The organism is Brevibacterium sp. UCMA 11752, from assembly GCF_021532235.1.
Classification (GTDB): domain Bacteria; phylum Actinomycetota; class Actinomycetes; order Actinomycetales; family Brevibacteriaceae; genus Brevibacterium; species Brevibacterium antiquum.
On sequence record NZ_JACBOS010000003.1, the window covers coordinates 1 to 17,919 of the forward strand.

Annotated in this window: 11 protein-coding genes and 2 rRNA genes; 5 read left to right on the forward strand and 8 right to left on the reverse strand. The window is 62.3% G+C overall.

The annotated features are described in order from the left end of the window. Together HU144_RS00075 and HU144_RS00080 are read right to left on the reverse strand one after the other, a co-directional pair. Positions 1-217: ribosomal RNA gene (locus HU144_RS00075) — 23S ribosomal RNA — on the reverse strand; the annotation flags it as partial. A 435-nt stretch (positions 218-652) separates the two neighbouring features. After that, positions 653-2,184 (reverse strand): 16S ribosomal RNA (locus tag HU144_RS00080). A 554-nt stretch (positions 2,185-2,738) separates the two neighbouring features. On the opposite strand from HU144_RS00080, the gene HU144_RS00085 reads away from it, so the two are divergent. Next, complete coding sequence (locus HU144_RS00085) at positions 2,739-3,758, forward strand: epimerase (RefSeq protein ID WP_235349571.1); 1,020 nt, start codon at positions 2,739-2,741, stop codon at positions 3,756-3,758. 33 nt (positions 3,759-3,791) lie between these two features. Here the strand turns inward: HU144_RS00085 and trhO are convergent, their stop codons facing one another. Then, positions 3,792-4,703 (reverse strand): oxygen-dependent tRNA uridine(34) hydroxylase TrhO, encoded by a 912-nt coding sequence (trhO, locus tag HU144_RS00090; protein ID WP_235349572.1) that lies wholly within the window; start codon positions 4,701-4,703, stop codon positions 3,792-3,794. A 171-nt stretch (positions 4,704-4,874) separates the two neighbouring features. On the opposite strand from trhO, the gene purL reads away from it, so the two are divergent. Beyond that, positions 4,875-7,274: a phosphoribosylformylglycinamidine synthase subunit PurL gene (purL, locus tag HU144_RS00095; RefSeq protein ID WP_235349573.1), complete on the forward strand. Its 2,400-nt coding sequence runs from the start codon at positions 4,875-4,877 to the stop codon at positions 7,272-7,274. Between the two features lie 80 nt (positions 7,275-7,354). On the opposite strand, the gene HU144_RS00100 is transcribed toward purL, so the two are convergent. After that, positions 7,355-7,999, reverse strand: coding sequence for a hypothetical protein (locus HU144_RS00100; RefSeq protein ID WP_235349574.1), 645 nt, complete (start codon positions 7,997-7,999; stop codon positions 7,355-7,357). 169 nt (positions 8,000-8,168) lie between these two features. On the opposite strand from HU144_RS00100, the gene HU144_RS00105 reads away from it, so the two are divergent. After that, entirely contained in the window at positions 8,169-9,398 is a 1,230-nt protein-coding gene (locus tag HU144_RS00105; protein ID WP_235349575.1) for a cobalamin-independent methionine synthase II family protein, read from the forward strand. Positions 9,399-9,413: 15 nt separating this feature from the next. Here the strand turns inward: HU144_RS00105 and HU144_RS00110 are convergent, their stop codons facing one another. Continuing rightward, entirely contained in the window at positions 9,414-10,814 is a 1,401-nt protein-coding gene (locus tag HU144_RS00110) for a TIGR01777 family oxidoreductase (RefSeq protein WP_235349576.1), read from the reverse strand. A gap of 274 nt (positions 10,815-11,088) precedes the next feature. Then, a complete protein-coding gene (betC, locus tag HU144_RS00115; protein WP_235349577.1) occupies positions 11,089-12,630 on the reverse strand; it encodes a choline-sulfatase in 1,542 nt (513 codons plus the stop codon). A gap of 249 nt (positions 12,631-12,879) precedes the next feature. Here betC and HU144_RS00120 point away from each other — a divergent pair, with 249 nt between their 5' ends. Beyond that, on the forward strand, positions 12,880-13,806 hold the full coding sequence (locus HU144_RS00120) for a formylglycine-generating enzyme family protein (protein WP_235349578.1): 927 nt from the start codon (positions 12,880-12,882) through the stop codon (positions 13,804-13,806). Here HU144_RS00120 and HU144_RS00125 read toward each other — a convergent pair. Both HU144_RS00125 and HU144_RS00130 read right to left on the reverse strand, forming a co-directional pair. Then, a complete protein-coding gene (locus tag HU144_RS00125; RefSeq protein ID WP_235349579.1) occupies positions 13,765-15,963 on the reverse strand; it encodes a BCCT family transporter in 2,199 nt (732 codons plus the stop codon). The two genes, HU144_RS00120 and HU144_RS00125, sit on opposite strands and share 42 nt — an antisense overlap. A gap of 301 nt (positions 15,964-16,264) precedes the next feature. After that, positions 16,265-16,870 carry a TetR/AcrR family transcriptional regulator gene (locus HU144_RS00130; protein WP_235349580.1) on the reverse strand — a complete coding sequence of 202 codons (606 nt, stop codon included), beginning with the start codon at positions 16,868-16,870 and terminating at the stop codon, positions 16,265-16,267. Between the two features lie 53 nt (positions 16,871-16,923). Between HU144_RS00130 and HU144_RS00135 the strand changes: the two genes are divergently transcribed. Further along, the gene (locus tag HU144_RS00135; RefSeq protein WP_235349581.1) at positions 16,924-17,913 is read left to right on the forward strand and encodes an alpha/beta fold hydrolase; all 990 of its coding nucleotides are present in this window, start codon (positions 16,924-16,926) and stop codon (positions 17,911-17,913) included. The last annotated feature ends 6 nt before the right edge of the window (positions 17,914-17,919 follow it).

The window sequence follows — 17,919 nt, forward strand, 5'->3', positions numbered from 1 at the left end:
CCTACGGGTACTGAGATGTTTCACTTCCCCGCGTTCCCTCCACACATCCTATATTTCAGATGCGGGTCACCACACTCTCATGTGGCGGGGTTTCCCCATTCGGAGACCCTCGGATCACAGCCCGTTTATCGGCTCCCCGAGGCTTATCGCAGATTTCCACGTCCTTCATCGGCTCCTGATGCCAAGGCATCCACCATGCGCTCTTACACACTCATACCAACCACTTTCATGGTCGATGATTGTGTGCGCGAAAAAAACACTTTCGGATTTCACAAGAAAAATCACATTACATAACAACACACCACTGGTGTGTTGTTGATGCTCGCGTCCACTATACGATTCTCAAACCACTACCAAACACCACCCACACCCACAACGACGAAGCGCTGTGACTATGGTCTGGGTCGGTCCGTTAGATGAAACCACCACACCACACACACTCGCAGCCACAAAGAAGGACTGTGTTGTGTGGGGCCTGTGATTCCAGGACCCAATAACGTATTCATTCATATCCACCACCAACACGCTCACACGAGGCACATACCTCGAAGACCGCTGTGTGGACGAGCCAGATAGGGATGTTCCACCCTTGAGCTGCCCAACCAGCATCACGAATGGATGCTGCGTTGGGGTTCTGATGTGTGCTCCTTAGAAAGGAGGTGATCCAGCCGCACCTTCCGGTACGGCTACCTTGTTACGACTTAGTCCCAATTGCCAGTCCCACCTTAGACGGCCCCCTCCACAAGGGTTGGGCCACCGGCTTCGGGTGTTACCGACTTTCGTGACTTGACGGGCGGTGTGTACAAGGCCCGGGAACGTATTCACCGCAGCGTTGCTGATCTGCGATTACTAGCGACTCCGACTTCACGTAGTCGAATTGCAGACTACGATCCGAACTGAGACTGGCTTTAAGGGATTCGCTAAAACCTCGCGGTCTCGCATCTCTCTGTACCAGCCATTGTAGCATGCGTGAAGCCCAAGACATAAAGGGCATGATGATTTGACGTCATCCCCACCTTCCTCCGAGTTGACCCGGCAGTCTCCTATGAGTTCCCACCATCACGTGCTGGCAACATAGAACGAGGGTTGCGCTCGTTGCGGGACTTAACCCAACATCTCACGACACGAGCTGACGACAACCATGCACCACCTGTACACCAACCTCAAAGAGGAGGACCTGTTTCCAGGACGGTCTGGTGTATGTCAAGCCTTGGTAAGGTTCTTCGCGTTGCATCGAATTAATCCGCATGCTCCGCCGCTTGTGCGGGCCCCCGTCAATTCCTTTGAGTTTTAGCCTTGCGACCGTACTCCCCAGGCGGGGCACTTAATGCGTTAGCTACGGCGCGGAGAACGTGGAATGTCCCCCACACCTAGTGCCCAACGTTTACGGCATGGACTACCAGGGTATCTAATCCTGTTCGCTCCCCATGCTTTCGCTCCTCAGTGTCAGTTACAGCCCAGAGTCCCGCCTTCGCCACCGGTGTTCCTCCTGATATCTGCGCATTTCACCGCTACACCAGGAATTCCAGACTCCCCTACTGCACTCTAGTCAGCCCGTACCCACTGCACGCGCAACGTTAAGCGTTGCGTTTCCACAGCAGACGTGACCAACCACCTACGAGCTCTTTACGCCCAATAATTCCGGACAACGCTTGTACCCTACGTATTACCGCGGCTGCTGGCACGTAGTTAGCCGGTACTTCTTCTGCAGGTACCGTCACCCCAAGGGGCTTCTTCCCTGCTGAAAGCGGTTTACAACCCGAAGGCCGTCATCCCGCACGCTGCGTCGCTGCATCAGGGTTTCCCCCATTGTGCAATATTCCCCACTGCTGCCTCCCGTAGGAGTCTGGGCCGTGTCTCAGTCCCAGTGTGGCCGGTCGCCCTCTCAGGCCGGCTACCCGTCGTCGTCTTGGTGAGCCATTACCTCACCAACAAACTGATAGGCCGCGAGCCCATCCCCAACCCGAAAAAACTTTCCACAACCAAAGATGCCTTCGGTTGTCATATCCGGTATTAGACCCAGTTTCCCGGGCTTATCCCGAAGTCGGGGGCAGGTTACTCACGTGTTACTCACCCGTTCGCCACTCATCCACCCACAGCAAGCTGCGGGCTTCAGCGTTCGACTTGCATGTGTTAAGCACGCAGCCAGCGTTCGTCCTGAGCCAGGATCAAACTCTCCATAAAAAAATTATGTTACGAATGAATCCCAGCAAGACAGCCAACACTACGGTCACGGGGTGACCGCGGTCAGCTTAAAAAAATCATGTCCACACACGCTGGCGTCACCACCCCGGCGAGGGGGCCGTGACTTGTGTGTGAACATGTGATTGTCTTACCAGAAATAATGTTTCTGGCATCACTATCTGTTCAAACAAATACGCTATTGGATTCTCAAACCACACACACTCACCCGTCACCACACACCATCACAAAATGGCGGCGTACACCGGGGGTGTCAGTTTCAATTGTTGTTGCCATCCCCATCCTGTGAACAACCTGCTCAAACTGTGTTTGTGCTGGTCATACCGGGTGAAAACTGTTCTCGAAGAACTCGTTTTCTGCGGGGCAACGAGATACAACTCTAGACCAGGCCGACCAGTGCGTGCAACTCGAAACCGGAAAACTCAGCGTGACGCCCGTCACCAGGACAGTTGCGACAGCCTCGGGCCCGGAATACCGGGGATCGGTGGGCGCAGAACCTCGCCGATGCTTGGTTCTGCCGGTGTTACGGTCGTTTCATGACTGCGGACAATGTTTCTCCTCGTCCCGACAACGGCTCAGCACCGATAGCTGTCATCGCCGGAGCCACCGGCTTCATCGGCAGATCGCTCCTTGCTCCCCTTCTGTCATGGGGTTACCAGGTGCGCACCATCGGGCGGGCAGCATCCTCGGGCACACATGTCTCCTGGGACGATCCGGACGGAATCGCCGCCATGATCGATGGCGCCGATCTGCTCATCAACTTCGCCGGCCGCAGCGTGGGGTGTCGATACAACGATCGCAACCGGCAGGAGGTCTGGGACTCACGAGTGACGACGACTCGGACCTTGAACGATGCGGTCAGGGCCGCCTCGGCGCCACCGCGTCTGTGGATCAACTCGAGCACGGCCACTGTCTACCGTCATGCCATGGATCGGCCGCAGACCGAGACCGACGGGGACATCGGTGAGGGCTTCTCAGTTGATGTGGCCAAAGGCTGGGAGCGAGAATTCTTCCGTGGCGATCTCCTGCAGACCAGACGGGTCGCTTTGCGGATGGCGATCGTGCTCGGTGACGGCGCGGCGTTGAATATGCTCGCGACCGCGGCCAGATTCGGTGCCGGCGGTCCCCAGCTGGAAGGGCGCTGGTTCGGCCACACTCGCTACCGCGGCATCGGACCCGACGCGTCAGGACCGAAGGTCTGGCGGGGACATCCGCTCAGTCATGGGAAACAGAAGTTCAGTTGGGTGCACATCGACGATGTTGTGCGTGCGATCCGCTTCATCGATGCCCACGAGGAGATCACCGGTCCTATCAACGTCTCGAGTCCCGGAGTCTCGGACAACACCGCGCTGATGGCTGCCCTGAGACGAGCCGTCCGGATGCCGATCGGCATTCCGGCACCACGTTGGCTGCTGGAAATCGGGATGACCGTCCTCCGACAGGAGTCGGAGCTGGTGCTCAAGAGCCGCTGGGTGCTGCCCAAGCGGCTGGAGCAGGCAGGGTTCGAGTTCAGGTGGACGGATATCGGTGCGGCGACGAAGAGCCTGCTTCGGTAGAAGCTGCACAACACGGATCCGGCACGGGCGGCGTCAGCCGGCGGTCACCTCGGCGGGGATACCGGCCTGCACACAATCGGGGCAGTAGGGCTGACGGTTCTTCTCCGTGCAGTCCTCACAGCGCAGGTACTGCTCACGGCAGTCCAGGTTCGCGCAGTTGACGAAGTTCGGGGTCGCCTTGTCACACGCGACGCAGTGACCGATCGATTCGGCTCCTTCGCCGAACTCCACGTGCATGCGCTTGTCGAAGACGTAGAGGGAGCCGTCCCAGTACCCGGTGTTGCCGAAGGTCTCTCCGTAGCGGACGATGCCGCCGTCGAGCTGGTAGACCTCTTCGAACCCGCGGTTCTTCATCAGCACGGACAGAACTTCGCAGCGGATTCCTCCGGTGCAGTAGGTGACGACCGGCTTGTCCTTGAGGTCGTCGTACTTGCCCGATTCGATCTCGGCGATGAAGTCCTTGGTGGTGTCCGTCTCGGGCACGATCGCATCCCGGAACTTCCCGATCTGGGCCTCCATCGCATTGCGACCGTCGAAGAAGACGACATCATCGCCGCGTTCGTCGAGGAGCTTGTGCAGGGCTCCCGGTTTGAGATGCTCGCCGCCGCCTTCGACTCCGCTCTCGGTCACGGTGATCTCGTCGTCGGTGCCGAAGGTCACGAGCTCGGGCCGGACCTTGACGCTCAGGCGGGGGAAATCGTCGCCCTCGCCGTTGGACCATTTGATGTCGGCCTTCTTGAACGGTTCATAGGATCGCGTCGCCCGCACATACTGCTTGACGTCGAAGATGTCGCCGCCGATGGTGGCGTTGATGCCGTCCTTCGACACGATCACGCGCCCCTTGAGCCCGAGACTCTCAGCCAGAGTATGCTGCCACAGTTTGACTGCCTCTGGGTCCGCCAAGGGGGTGAAGACGTAGAACAAGACGATTTTGGGAGTTGCCATGGCCCATATTCTAGTTGGCGAGACCTCAGGCGGTACCCGCATGTGGCGCAGACTACTGGTCGCCTCGATCACATAATCCACTCATCGATGAGACCGGTTTCTCCCCCTCCCCCGCACCACGGCTAAGATTGGCTCTGATGCCGTGTCGTATGAAAGGGCCGTTAAGAGGACATGTCGAGTAACCTCAACTCTGCGAATTCCACGCAGGTCGAATCCCAGCAGGTCGAAACCGATCAGGCCGCCTCCAAGAAGGTCAAGGAGACCGTCGAGTTCGCTGCTGCGAATCCCGACGTGGACCAGCCCTATGCCGACCTCGGACTGAAGGCCGACGAATACGCGCAGATCCGCGAGATCCTGGGACGTCGCCCCACCTCGGCGGAGTTGGCGATGTACTCGGTCATGTGGTCCGAGCACTGCTCCTACAAGTCCTCGAAGGTGCATCTGTCGAAGTTCGGTGACAAGGTCACCGAAGACATGAAGAAGCACCTGCTCGTGGGCATCGGCGAGAACGCCGGCGTCGTCGACATCGGCGACGGCTGGGCCGTGACCTTCAAGGTCGAGTCCCACAACCACCCCAGCTACGTCGAACCCCACCAGGGCGCTGCCACCGGCGTGGGCGGAATCGTGCGCGACATCATCTCGATGGGCGCCCGCCCCGTGGCCGTGATGGATCAGCTGCGCTTCGGAGCCATCGACCACCCCGACACCTCTCGCGTGCTCCACGGAGTCGTCTCCGGAATCAGCAACTACGGCAACTCCCTCGGCCTGCCCAACATCGGCGGCGAGACCGTCTTCGACTCCGTCTACCAGGGAAACCCCCTGGTCAACGCCCTCGCAGTCGGCGTCATGCGCCACGAGGACATCCGTCTGGCCAATGCTTCGGGCAAGGGCAACAAGGTCATCCTCTTCGGTGCCCGCACCGGTGGAGACGGCATCGGCGGAGCCTCGATCCTCGCCTCAGAGTCCTTCGACGACACCAAACCTTCGAAGCGTCCAGCTGTGCAGGTCGGCGACCCCTTCGCAGAGAAGGTCCTCATCGAATGCTGCCTCGAACTCTTCCACGCGGGCGTTGTCGAAGGCATCCAGGACCTCGGTGCTGCCGGCATCAGCTGCGCCACCTCCGAGCTGGCCTCGAACGGCGACGGCGGTATGCACATCGCCCTCGACGACGTACTGCTGCGCGATGAGACTCTGACCCCTGAGGAGATCCTCATGTCGGAGTCCCAGGAGCGGATGATGGCCGTTGTCACCCCCGAACGCCTCGACGACTTCCTGGCGATCGTGGGCAAATGGGACGTCGAAACCTCCGTCCTCGGCGAGGTCACCGACTCCGAACGCCTCATCATCGAATGGCACGGAGACGTCATCGTCGATGTGCCGCCTCGCTCGGTCGCCCACGACGGCCCCGTCTACGAACGTCCGATGGTCGAGCCATCATGGACTGCCGAGGTCGCGGCGAACACCGTGGAATCCGCTGGATTGGTCAAGCCTGAGGGCGACGAGCAGCTGCGCGCGACCGTCCTCCAGCTCGCAGGCGCACCGAACCTGGCGTCGAAGAACTGGATCACCTCCCAGTACGACAAATACGTGCAGGGCAACACCGCCCAGGCGTTCCCCGACGATGCGGGAGTCATTCGCGTCGACGAGGAGTCCGGCCTCGGCGTGGCCATCGCCACCGACGCCAACGGTCGCTACTGCTACCTTGATCCGGCCCGAGGCGCAGCGCTGGCGCTTGCCGAGGCCTACCGCAACGTCACCACCGCCGGGGCCATCCCGCGTGCGGTCACTGACTGCCTCAACTTCGGCTCCCCCGAGGACCCTGAGATCATGTGGCAGTTCGCGGCCGCAGTCGAGGGCCTCGCCGAGGCGTGCCAGGACCTGGGCATTCCCGTGACCGGCGGCAACGTCTCCCTCTACAACCAGACCGGTGGCGTGGCCATCCACCCGACCCCGGTCGTCGGTGTCCTCGGCGTCTTCGACGACGTCACCCGCGCCACACCCAGCGGCTGGAAGGAACCGGGCCAGACCATCTACCTGCTCGGAACGACCGAAGCCGAACTCGACGGTTCGGCGTGGGCCGACGTGACTGCCGGCCACCTCGGCGGAGTGCCTCCGCAGTACAAGCCGGGCACGGAGAAGGAACTCGGTGAGATCCTCATCAACTCCTCGCGTGACGGCATGATCGATGCCGCGCACGACCTGTCCGAGGGCGGTCTGTCGCAGGCACTCATCGAATCCTGCCTGCGCTTCGGCACAGGTGCCCGCATCTGGCTCGACGAGGTGTGCGACCGCGACGACATCGACGTGTTCACCGCTCTGTTCTCCGAGTCCACCGCGCGTGCGATCGTGGCCGTGCCGCGGTCCGAAGAGGTCCGCTTCAAGGACATGTGCACCGCTCGGCATTTCCCGTTCATCCGCATCGGCATGACCGACACCGGCGACGAGGCACCTGTCCTCGAAGTCGTCGATCATTTCCAGATCGGTCTGGACGAGTTGCGCGAGACCCACGAGGGGACGCTGCCGAAGCACTTCGGCGGACGCGTCGCCGCAGTGACCGAAACCGCAGTCTAAGAGGTGGGCCGAAGGGGCCGCCTGTCCTCGAATCAGCCGTTTGTCCACGGCTCGTTCGAAGGCAGGCGGTCCCTTCGTCGTTAGCGGACTACGCTGGCCACCCGGCCGAGCACGTGTAGAAGTCCCAGACCGCCGAATGACACTCCCAGCAGAACAGCCTGTGTGAAGACCATTGACGTCGCGAACGAGGAACCGAGCGAGTTCATCGCCCATTCGACGAAGGCGACGACGAGTCCCGTGCACATCGCATAGCCGGCAGCGACGAGGTGCGTCCACCAAGCTCTGTTGCGCGCGAGGTTCCAGGCGATGAGCAGTCCGGCCAGCACGACGCCGCTGTGGAAGGTCCAGATGATGCTCTGGATGTTCATCGCCAGATCGACGCTGCCGACAACACGGTTCACGATGATCGGCAGCAGATGAGGCAAGGCGAATGCGTAGATGCTGCTGACAATGAGCAGTCCCATCCCGAACAGCCGCATCGTCAGCGGACTGGCTTTCACGATGAGCAGCGCGACGACGCCAAGTATGAGTTCGAGGAGCGCGACCACGACGGTCACGGCCGGATACAGGGTGAAGAATTCGGGGCGCACTCCATCGATCATCATCGGCATCAACACGAATTCCGGCAATGAGCCGATGGCGATGGCAGCCCAGAACAGGATTCGCGCCGTCCACCCTGGACCGACTGCGCGTTCGCATCCTCCCGAGGAAGCCGGCTGACTCATGTCATCACTGTAGGTCTGTGAAGGCAAGGATCGCATTCTTTTCAGCAGGTGAAAGCCGCAGCACGTGACCCAACATGACAAACCCCTCGCATGCGGGACCGCTTATGTGATTGCCTGAAGAGGAACGTTGCGGCTGAACTGCCGCCGAACAACCAGAGGAGTCACCCAGATGGCAACGATCCGCACCTCGCACGCAGGATCCTTACCCCGCACCCCCGAACTCATCGAAGCCAACAAGGTCAAGCAGGCTCAGAACCACGCCCGCCTCGCCGGTGAAACCGTCTCCGACGCTCAGACGCAGGAATTCGACGAGCTGCTCGCCGCAAGCGTGGCCGACCTCGTCAAGCGCCAGAAGGATCTCGGCATCTCGAACCCCAACGACGGGGAGTACGGTCACTCGATGGCCGCGGAATTCGACTACGGCGCCTGGTGGCACTACTCCTTCGCCCGCACCGGCGGACTCGAACTCGACAATGTCGACAAGTGGGATGCCCCGGCCGTGCGCTCGGAACCGGGCAAGCCGGTGCTGACCAGCTTCGGCGACCGTCGCGACCGCAACCTCTTCCCCGGCGTCTACGGCGATGCCAACGCCGGCACCGACACCGGCCACCAGCCGCAGTTCCCCAAGGCCACCAGCGCCATCAGCTACGTGGGCCAGGACCAGGTCGCCAGCGACATCGCCAACCTCAAGGCCGGGCTCGCCGCTGCCGGATACGGTGAACGCGACGGCTACATCAACGCCCTGTCCCCAGGCTCGGCCTCACGCATCGCCAATGAGTACTACAAGACCGATGAGGAGTTCATCTGGGCGTGGGCCGATGTGCTGCGTGAGGAATACCTCGCCATCACCGAGGCAGGTCTGACCGTTCAGATCGACGATCCTTCCCTGGCCGAGAACTTCGACCAGATTAACCCGGAACCGTCCTTCGCCGACTACCGGTCCTTCATCCAGGTCCGCATCGATGCACTCAACCACGCACTGCGCGGCATCGATCAGGCCCAGGTCCGCATCCACACCTGCTGGGGTTCCTGGCACGGTCCGCACGTGACGGATCTGCCGTTCAAGGAGATCGTCGATCAGGTGCTCACGCTCAATGCCGCGGGCATCACCTTCGAAGCGGCCAACGTCCGCCACGAACACGAATGGCGGATCTGGGAGGACACGAAGCTGCCCGAGGGCAAGTACCTCATCCCGGGCATCGTCTCCCACTCCACGAATGTCGTCGAGCATCCCGAACTCGTCGCCGATCGTATCGAACGTTTCGCGAAGCTCGTCGGTCCCGACAATGTCATGGCCTCGACGGACTGTGGCCTGGGCGGACGCGTCCACCCTGAGATCGCCATTGCGAAGCTGCAGTCGCTGACCGCCGGTGCACAGATCGCCGGAAAGCGTCTCTGAAACCTTTGGCCCACTTCACGCTCCGCTGCCGAGTTCCTCCTCGAAGCAGTCGGACAGCGTGGGGTGGGCGAACTGGTACCCGGTCTCTTCCAGCTTCTCCGGACGCACCTTCTGGTCGGCCAGGGCGAGTTCCTTGGCTCCGTCGGCCCCGAGCACCAGCTCGGTGACGAAACCGGGCGTGGGGATGCGGGCCGGGCGGTGCAGGTGGGCGGCGAGCGCCTCGGCGAACTCCTGCTGCGAGATCATGTCCGGGGCCACCGCGTTGACGGGTCCGCGGACATAGTCGGTGAGCACCGCATGGACATATGATCTGGCCAGATCGTCGAGGGAGACCCAGGCCAGCCCCTGTTCACCGCTGCCCAAGCGCCCTCCCGCGCCCGCCAGGTACAGAGGTGTCTGGAGCTTGAGGAATCCGCTCAGAGAGGTCAGCGCAATCCCCGATCGGATCGAGACCCGGCGGATGCCCAGCTCTTCGACACGGGCGGCTGCGGCTTCCCATTCCTGGCACACCTCGGCAAGGAATCCGTCCCCGGCCGGAGCGGTCTCGTCCACCGGCTCTTCAGCGTGGGATCCGTAGATCCCGACGGCGGAGGCGCAGACGAAGACTTCGGGTCGTTTCGCCTCGGGCAAGGTACGCATCGTCTCCGCCAGCAGGATCGTCGAGTCGATGCGTGAGGAGCGGATCTCCTCCTTCGCCTTCTTCGTGAACCGGGTGGCGATGGTGCGCCCGCCGAGGTGGACGACCGCATCTGCCCAGGCCAGGTCGCGCGGGTTGATGATTCCCAGTCCGGGATTCCAGTGAGATTCGTATTCGGCCTTCGGAGTCCGACGCACGAGCAGACGCACGAAATGTCCTGCGGTGGAGAAGAGCGCCGCGACCTGCCGTCCGACGAGTCCGCTGCCGCCGGCGATGAGGATGCGTTTGCCCTTCTTGCGCGTCAGCAGTGGTGCGTTCATGCGTTCGAGGAACTCGATGTCCATGAGCATGCGCTGTTGTCTGGCCTCGAAAGTCGCTTCCAAGTTGTGGATGAGGCTGCGGTCGATCGAGTCGAAGCCCGCCGGTGCCATCGAGAACTCGATGTGGTCGTCGATCTTGGTTCCCCCGGCGACTGAGGAGAATTCGTGGGTGTGCTTCCACTGGCTCAGTGGGCCCTTCTTGAGCTCATCGACGAACGAGAACCGGGAGGGGCCCTCGGAATGCACCGAACTGAATGGTCGTCGCACGAGGCCGTAGCTGCCGGGCAGACTGGTCTTGACCTGGGCCACCGATCCGGGCGCGAGTGGAGGGTAGCTCTCCTCGACGATCTCTTGCGCCCAGTGCGGGGACAGCCTGGTCAGTGCTCCGGGCTGTGCGTGCCACAGATACGTCGTCTCCGCGGCCAGCGGGACTTCAGATGTCCACTCGAAATTGGTCATGACATCCCTCCTACTCCAGATGATGCCACCGGAATCTGAGAGTGTGACCTGCAACTCGCCCAACCCTGAGTGAATTATCCCAGCCGAGGTGCGGGTCGGCTCGAGCCGGGGATCCGCCACTCCCTCGTCTCGATCTCGTCTCGATCTCACCGAAAGACGACCGCAGCGTCGAGAGCAGAGGGTATACAGTCTGCTCTCGACGCTGCGATCTGCGCGCGATGAAACGTCACGGCTGGTGCGTGAGGCTCAGGCCCCGCAGGGCCCATGCCCGTCCTCAGGCGGTGGTGTCGGGGATCTTTCCGAACCTGAACGCGGTCCAGAAGTCTCCGCGGACGTAGCCGTTCTCGGGTTCCGGATCGTAGTCCCAGTGCCGGACCGTGCCGATCTTGAGCGCATCGGCGACGAGCTGGCGGCTCGACTGACTGCCCAGCACATGCTCCTCAAGATGCTCGAGGTCGTAGCGCGAATCGAGCTCGGCTCGCATCGTGGCCACGAGCTCCGCATATCCTGCGTCGCCGGCACGGTTGACCAGCTCGTCCGGATCCGTTTCGAGGTCGAAGAGCAGCTCCGGGTCTCCCGGACAGATCGTCAGCTTGTACTGACCGCGGATGAGCGTCACCTGCGGTCGGTAAGTGCCCTCGGCGAAGTACTCGATGATGACGTCACGATCGGCAGGTTCCGTCTCCCCTGCGGCTTCCCGCCGAGCGGACTCGAACAGAGAGACACCTGTCGCATCGGGGTCCGAGGTTCCTGCCAGCTCCAGCAGAGTCGGCATCAGGTCGACGAGGCTGACGGGGTTGGCATACCGACCCGGCGTGACCGCCTCGGCGGGGCCGTTGATGATGATCGGGACACGGGAGGACTGCTCGTACGGGGACATCTTGTACCACAGGCCCTTCTCCCCCAGCATGTCTCCATGGTCGCTGGTGACGATGATGACCGTGTTGTCCTCCAGGTCGAGCTCGCGCAGACGCTGGCGGATCTTGCCGATGTGATCGTCGATGTAGCTCACCGCCGCATAGTAGGCGCGGCGGGCACGACGGATGTCCTCCGTGCCCGGTTCCTGTTTGTCCAGACCGCTCATCGTGCGCAGCCGGTGGCTGTGCGGGTCCTCGGCGATGTCGGGGACCTCGGGGTGGGCTGGGTCCGGGATGTCCACCTCGGCGAATCTGTCCCAGTGCTCCCGCGGCGGCTCGTACGGGTCGTGTGGGTGGATGAACGAGGTGACCATGAGGAACGGCTGGTTCTCACCGGCGGCCTGGTTGGCGCGGACCCGGCCGTTGAGGTGACGCAGGGTCCTGAAGATCACTTCGTCGTCGAAGTCCTGTTGGACGTTCGCCTTCGCGGCACCGGCGGTGAACACGGGATCGGCCTCGTGATACCACTGGAGCTTCTGGTCGAGGGGACGCTGCCAGTCGGGAACCATGTCGAGGTCGGCCGGGTAGACGTCGGTGGTCAGGCGCTCTTCGAACCCGTGGTGCTGGTCGGGGCCGATGAAGTGCATCCGCCCGATGAGCGCGGTGTGGTACCCGAGCTTGCGCAGGCGGTGGGCGAACGTCGGCACCGAGGCGGCGAAGTCGTCGCCGTTGTCGAGGCAGTCGATGTCGGAGGGCATCCGACCGGTCATCATCGACGCCCGCGAGGGTGAGCACAGCGGGGTGTTGCAGTAGGCGCGATCGAAGACCGCTCCGTCCTCGGCCAGGGAGTCCATGTTCGGGGTCAGCGCGGCGGTGTCCCCATAGGCGCCCAGTGCCTGTGCGGCCATCTGGTCGGCCTGGATCACTACGATGTTCGGCGGTTGCATATGCTTGGTCACGTCCTTTCTCAAAAACGTATGGTCTGCTTGTGAAAGCATGGTCTGCGAAGTCAGCTGCGTTGAAGACCTGCGCAGGTGTGTCAGTTGGAACAGACTCTTGTGAATCCGGTTCTCAGATATGGATTGAAGGTGGCGACATTGGCCTCATGCTGTGGCCCAGCACGGAACTCGCCCGTCGGAGCGAGCCAGGGCAGTCCTGGGTCCGCCGAGGTGGGTGTTGAGGAAGAAGAATCCCCCGCCGAGGTGCGAATGTCGAGCCGGGAATCGACCACCGTGTCCGCTCCCGATCGGCAGCTGCTGACCGAGCTCGCGGCGCTGGCCCCGCAGGATCTGTCGATGATCGGTCTCAGCGGCGGCACATTCCTCATGGGCAGCGAGGACCCGCTGGCCTATCCCGAGGACGGTGAAGGCCCGGTCCGCGAAGCCGGCGTCGAGGGTTTCGCCATCGGCGCGACGACCGTCACAGTCGCAGAATTCGCCGCGTTCGTTGCAGCGACGGGTCATCGCACTGATGCCGAAACTCATGGTGACTCCTTGGTCTTCACCGGCCTGGTGGCCGAAGGCCTGGCCGAGACCTCTCCCTCTGTGCAGGCTACCCCCTGGTGGCGTCAGGTCACAGGGGCCACCTGGCTCCACCCCGGCGGACCCGGGCCGACCGGAGCGGCAGGTGTGGCTGGCGTTCCGGGCTCGAGTCTCGAAGGTTCGACTCTCGAACAGTGGGCCAGGCATCCGGTCACCCATGTCTCCCACACCGACGCCGAGGCCTATGCGCAGTGGGCGGGTGCCCGGCTGCCGACCGAAGCCGAGTGGGAGTTCGCCGCCCGCGGCGGCCTTGAGCAGCAGCCCTTTCCCTGGGGTGCGGTGCGCGAACCCGACGGCCTGGCCCGCATGAACACCTTCGCCGGTGTCTTCCCCAGCGGACCGACTGCGCCGGTCGGCACCGTTCCCGCCGACGCATTTCCTCCCAACGGCTTCGGTCTGCACAACACGACCGGAAACGTATGGGAGTGGACGAGCAGTCACTTCAGCGACCACGACCAGCGACCGGTGCTGCGAGGCGGGTCCTATATGTGCCATGACTCGTACTGCCGCAGGTACCGGACCTCGGCACGCTCGGCCGCGACACCGGACACATCACTCGGTCACACGGGATTCCGTCTTGCCCTCGACCTCTGAACCCGCCGAGGTGGTGTCGGACTTCGCGTCCGCCTCGGCGGTGGTGGCTTCGGAGTCGTCCACCTCGGCGTCACCTTCCTCCGGCGTCCACCCATCGGCCCACTGCCCGGTTTCGTAGTCGTAGCCGACCGGTTCGCCGTCGGCATTGGTGCGCTGGTACCAATCGGTGTAGTCCCCATGCTCGGAGTCGATGCCGCCGTTGGCGCCATCACCCGGTTCGGTCTGCACGACCTGGAGGGCGAAGTCGTCACCGAATCGGTCGGCACCTTCGACCACCGCATTGTCCACAGCGTTCTGCGCGTACTGACGCCGCAATGCCAGCGGGTCGGTGCGCAGTTCTTTGAACCAGGCAATGATGATGAACAGCATGACGACGGCGAACGGCACTGCGGTGACGATGACGAGCTGCTGCAGACCTTCCAGCGCATTGGCATTTCCCAGCAGCAGCATGACCACCGCGATGCCGGACATCACGAGACCCCAGAAGACCACAACCCATTTCCTGGGTTCCTGGTCGCCGCGACTCGTGAGCATTCCCATCACGATCGAAGCGGAGTCCGCAGAGGTGATGAAGAAGATGGCGAGTACGACGATCGCGACGAAGGGCAGCCACTCGACGAAGGGCAGATTGTCGATGAGGGTGAAGAACACCTCGGGGGCGGCCATGCTGTCGGTGAATCCGGCCGCGCCTTCCCGGTACATCCAGATCGACGTTCCGCCCATGATGCCGTAGGCCACGAAGAGCAGCGTCGAGGGAATGAAGATCGTGCCCAGGATGAACTGCCGAATGCTGCGCCCGCGCGAGATGCGGGCGATGAATGTGCCGACGAACGGCGACCAGGAGATCCACCATGCCCAGTAGTAGACCGTCCACACGGATTGGAACTCCTGTGTCTCCGACCCCCAGGACAGTGACTTGCCCATCATGTCGAAGAGCGAGCCGAAGTATTCCATCAGCGCCGAGGGGAGAAGGTTGAGCAGGAACAGTGTCGGTCCGAGGAAGAGCACGAGGCCCACGATTCCTACGGTGAGGATGATGTTGATGCTCGACAGGTAACGGATGCCCTTTGAGACACCGGAGACTGCGGAGATGATGAAGCCGAGAGTGAGGACGCAGATGATGACGACGAGCATGTTGTTCGTCATCTCACCGACGCCGCTGACGATGCTGACGCCGGAACCGATCTGCATCGCAGCGATGCCCAATGCCGCGGCGGTGCCGAACAGGGTCGCTACGATCGCGAAGATGTCGACGAGCTTTCCTGCGAAGCCTTCGGTGTGGCGCTTGCCGAAGAGCGTCTGGAAGATCGAGGACAGAAGCAGAGAGCGACCGCGCCGGTAGGCAGCATAGGCGATCGCACCGCCGACGAGAGCGTACATTGCCCACGCATGGAAGCCCCAGTGGAAGTATGTCTGGGCCATGGCGCCGTGCAGTGCCTCGGTGGTCTCCGGAGCGTTCGTCATCGGCGGCGGGGACACGAAGTAGGTGAGCGGCTCCGAAGGTCCGAAGAAGAGCACGCCGATCCCGATGCCGGCTGCGAAGAGCATCGCCACCCACGAGAAGGTGCTGAACTCGGCCTTCTCATCGTCCTTGCCCAGCGGAATCTTGCCGTAAGGGGAGAACGCGAGAATGATCAGCGCGACGAGAACGATGATCGCCACGAGGTTGAAGAACCAGCCGACGTTCATCGTCGACCAGTCATAGGCGGCTTTGGCCACTGTGGAGACGCCGTCCGAATCGACGATGCCCCAGATCACGAAGGCAACGGTGAGAGTGCCGGCGACGGCGAAGATGATCTTGTCGAGGGAGTAGCGGCGACGCTGTTCGTCGATCGCGATTCCCGGGACCAGGATCGGGTGGGTGTTGTGCGGGTACTGGGTGTTGTTCTCCGGCGCATTCTCGGCAGGATGCCTGGGGCGACTGTAGTCGAGTTTGCCCAAGCCCTTCCCTGTCTCGCGGCTCACTCGTCGGGCATCGGCTTTGAGCTTCTCGCGGGAAGCCTTGCGCTCGGGGCGCAGGGAGCCGGAACCGTCAGTGCCGAGGGTCGGTGCGGTGGTCGCCGAGGCGTCGGCACCTGCTGCCGAAGAGCCGGTTCCCGTAGTATCAGCGTCGGTTCCCGTAGGTCTGGATGTGTCTGGTGTGGAGTCATCGGACATGCAACGATGGCCCTTTCTCAATCGTCGAGGAAACGGATGATCGAAAGTTGCCAGCGTTGTCTATGGCTCTGAACCGCACCACCCGATTGCTGCGCCTTCCCAGGAATCATTGGCGAAACCGGCAGTGGGATGGGGTGCTGTGCGTGTGGCAGAAAGGGTCCGGGCACAGAGGTCTGCCCCGAAGATACCCGTCTGTGCCATAGCTTCGGACCCTAACAGCTTCCTGAGAGCTTCTCAAAGGAACCCTGCCATCTTGCTGCGGCGCCCCACGCAATCGGACGAAGGTTCGTGCTGCCCCGGGTCAGTCGGTGAGGAAACGCTGCTCGACGAGATCCACGATCTCCTCGCTCGCGGCAACGGCGTCGTATCCAGGGTCTTCGAGCGCCTCGCCGACGACGGCGTCGATGGCTCCGCCGATGATGAGTGCAGCAGTCCGTGAATCGGACGGACCTTCCACTCCGCGCGCTTCGCGTGCCGATCTGAGGAGCTCAGCCACCGGCTTCCACCTTGCGGAGCTGCCTGTTCTTACCTCGCCGTGGATCAGCGCTTCGACGCTCAGTCGGGAGTGACTGCGATGGCTGATGAAGTGGGCGACTATGGATCGCACATAGACACTCGGCCTCTCGGCCACCTCGGCGGAGGCAACTGCCTCTCCGACCGATTCGACCATAGCGTCGAGCACATGCTGATAGGCGCCACGGACAAGAGTGGCCTTGTCGGTGAAGTGATACAGGACAGTCGGCTTGGTCACCCCTGCACTATCAGCGATCTGAGACAGTGACACACCGGAGAATCCGTGCTCGGCGAGCAGCTCGATCGTGACGTCGATGATCTGTGCGCGCCGTGCTCGCTGCGTGAAGGTCGACTGCCGATCCTGCTCTTTATCCTTCGTGAAGTCTTGTCCCATGGGGTGATCATACTCTACGGTTGAATCACTGACCGATCGGTAGAGGAGTGCTGATGACGGATCACGATATCCAAACCCCCAGACGCCGAATGCTGCGCCCACGGGTGCTCATGCCGATAGCCTCGGCCATTGTTGCCGCGGTTGCCATCGGGTACTTCCTCCGGGCTCCCTCGCCTCTCGGCCACTGGGACAGCGCCGAGGGAGAGGCAGAATTCGACTCCGCCTACAACGCGGCTTTCGCCAGCATGCCGAAGCCTGCAGACACCATGGACATACGCACCGACTTCGGATTCGTCCGGGTCTATCGCTTCGAAGGAACCGGCGACGCCGCGCCGATGATGCTGCTCCCCGGAACCGCCTCGTCGACTCCGGTCTGGGCGGACAACATGCCGTCTCTGCTCCGGATCGCCGATGTCTACACCCTCGATCTCCTCGGTGAGCCGGGTCGGAGCGTGCAGAGTGCGCCGATCACCGATACCGAAGATGAGGCCGCTTGGCTCGCTGAGACGATCGCTGCGCTTCCAGAGAATTCTGTGAACCTGGTCGGGCTCTCGCTCGGCGGATGGACGGCAGCCAATCTCGCCATCCGTCATCCGCAGCATGTGAGGACTCTGACCCTCATCGATCCAGTCCAGACCTTCGACGGCATACCAGTGGAGACGATCCTTCGTGCGATCCCCGCAACGGTTCCGTGGATGCCCAAGGCCGGACGGGATGCGTTCAATTCGTACACGGCCGGCGGCATCGAGGTCGAGGATGTCCCGGTAGCCGACATGATCGAGTCCGGGATGCATCATTACGCCATGAAGAAGCCCCAGCCGTCCCGGATCACCGAGGGACAGCTGTCGGCCCTGTCGATGCCGGTGCTCGCGATCATTGCGGGACGCTCGGTCATGCATGACCCGCAAACTGCCGTAGCCACGGCAAGGCGAACCCTGGGTACTGGCGCGGTGCATGTCTATGAAGACGCCTCACACGCCGTCACCGGAGAATACCTAGAAGAGGTCGCAGCCGACATCGAGGAATTCATCACTCGACGGTGACCGGCG

Excerpts from the sequence above, each read along its gene's own strand:
- HU144_RS00085 (WP_235349571.1), top strand. The coding sequence starts at position 2,739 with ATGACTGCGGACAATGTTTCTCCTCGTCCCGACAACGGCTCAGCACCG.
- trhO (WP_235349572.1), bottom strand. The coding sequence starts at position 4,703 with ATGGCAACTCCCAAAATCGTCTTGTTCTACGTCTTCACCCCCTTGGCG.
- purL (WP_235349573.1), top strand. The coding sequence starts at position 4,875 with ATGTCGAGTAACCTCAACTCTGCGAATTCCACGCAGGTCGAATCCCAG.
- HU144_RS00100 (WP_235349574.1), bottom strand. The coding sequence starts at position 7,999 with ATGAGTCAGCCGGCTTCCTCGGGAGGATGCGAACGCGCAGTCGGTCCA.
- HU144_RS00105 (WP_235349575.1), top strand. The coding sequence starts at position 8,169 with ATGGCAACGATCCGCACCTCGCACGCAGGATCCTTACCCCGCACCCCC.
- HU144_RS00110 (WP_235349576.1), bottom strand. The coding sequence starts at position 10,814 with ATGACCAATTTCGAGTGGACATCTGAAGTCCCGCTGGCCGCGGAGACG.
- HU144_RS00120 (WP_235349578.1), top strand. The coding sequence starts at position 12,880 with ATGTCGAGCCGGGAATCGACCACCGTGTCCGCTCCCGATCGGCAGCTG.
- HU144_RS00125 (WP_235349579.1), bottom strand. The coding sequence starts at position 15,963 with ATGTCCGATGACTCCACACCAGACACATCCAGACCTACGGGAACCGAC.
- HU144_RS00130 (WP_235349580.1), bottom strand. The coding sequence starts at position 16,870 with ATGGGACAAGACTTCACGAAGGATAAAGAGCAGGATCGGCAGTCGACC.
- HU144_RS00135 (WP_235349581.1), top strand. The coding sequence starts at position 16,924 with ATGACGGATCACGATATCCAAACCCCCAGACGCCGAATGCTGCGCCCA.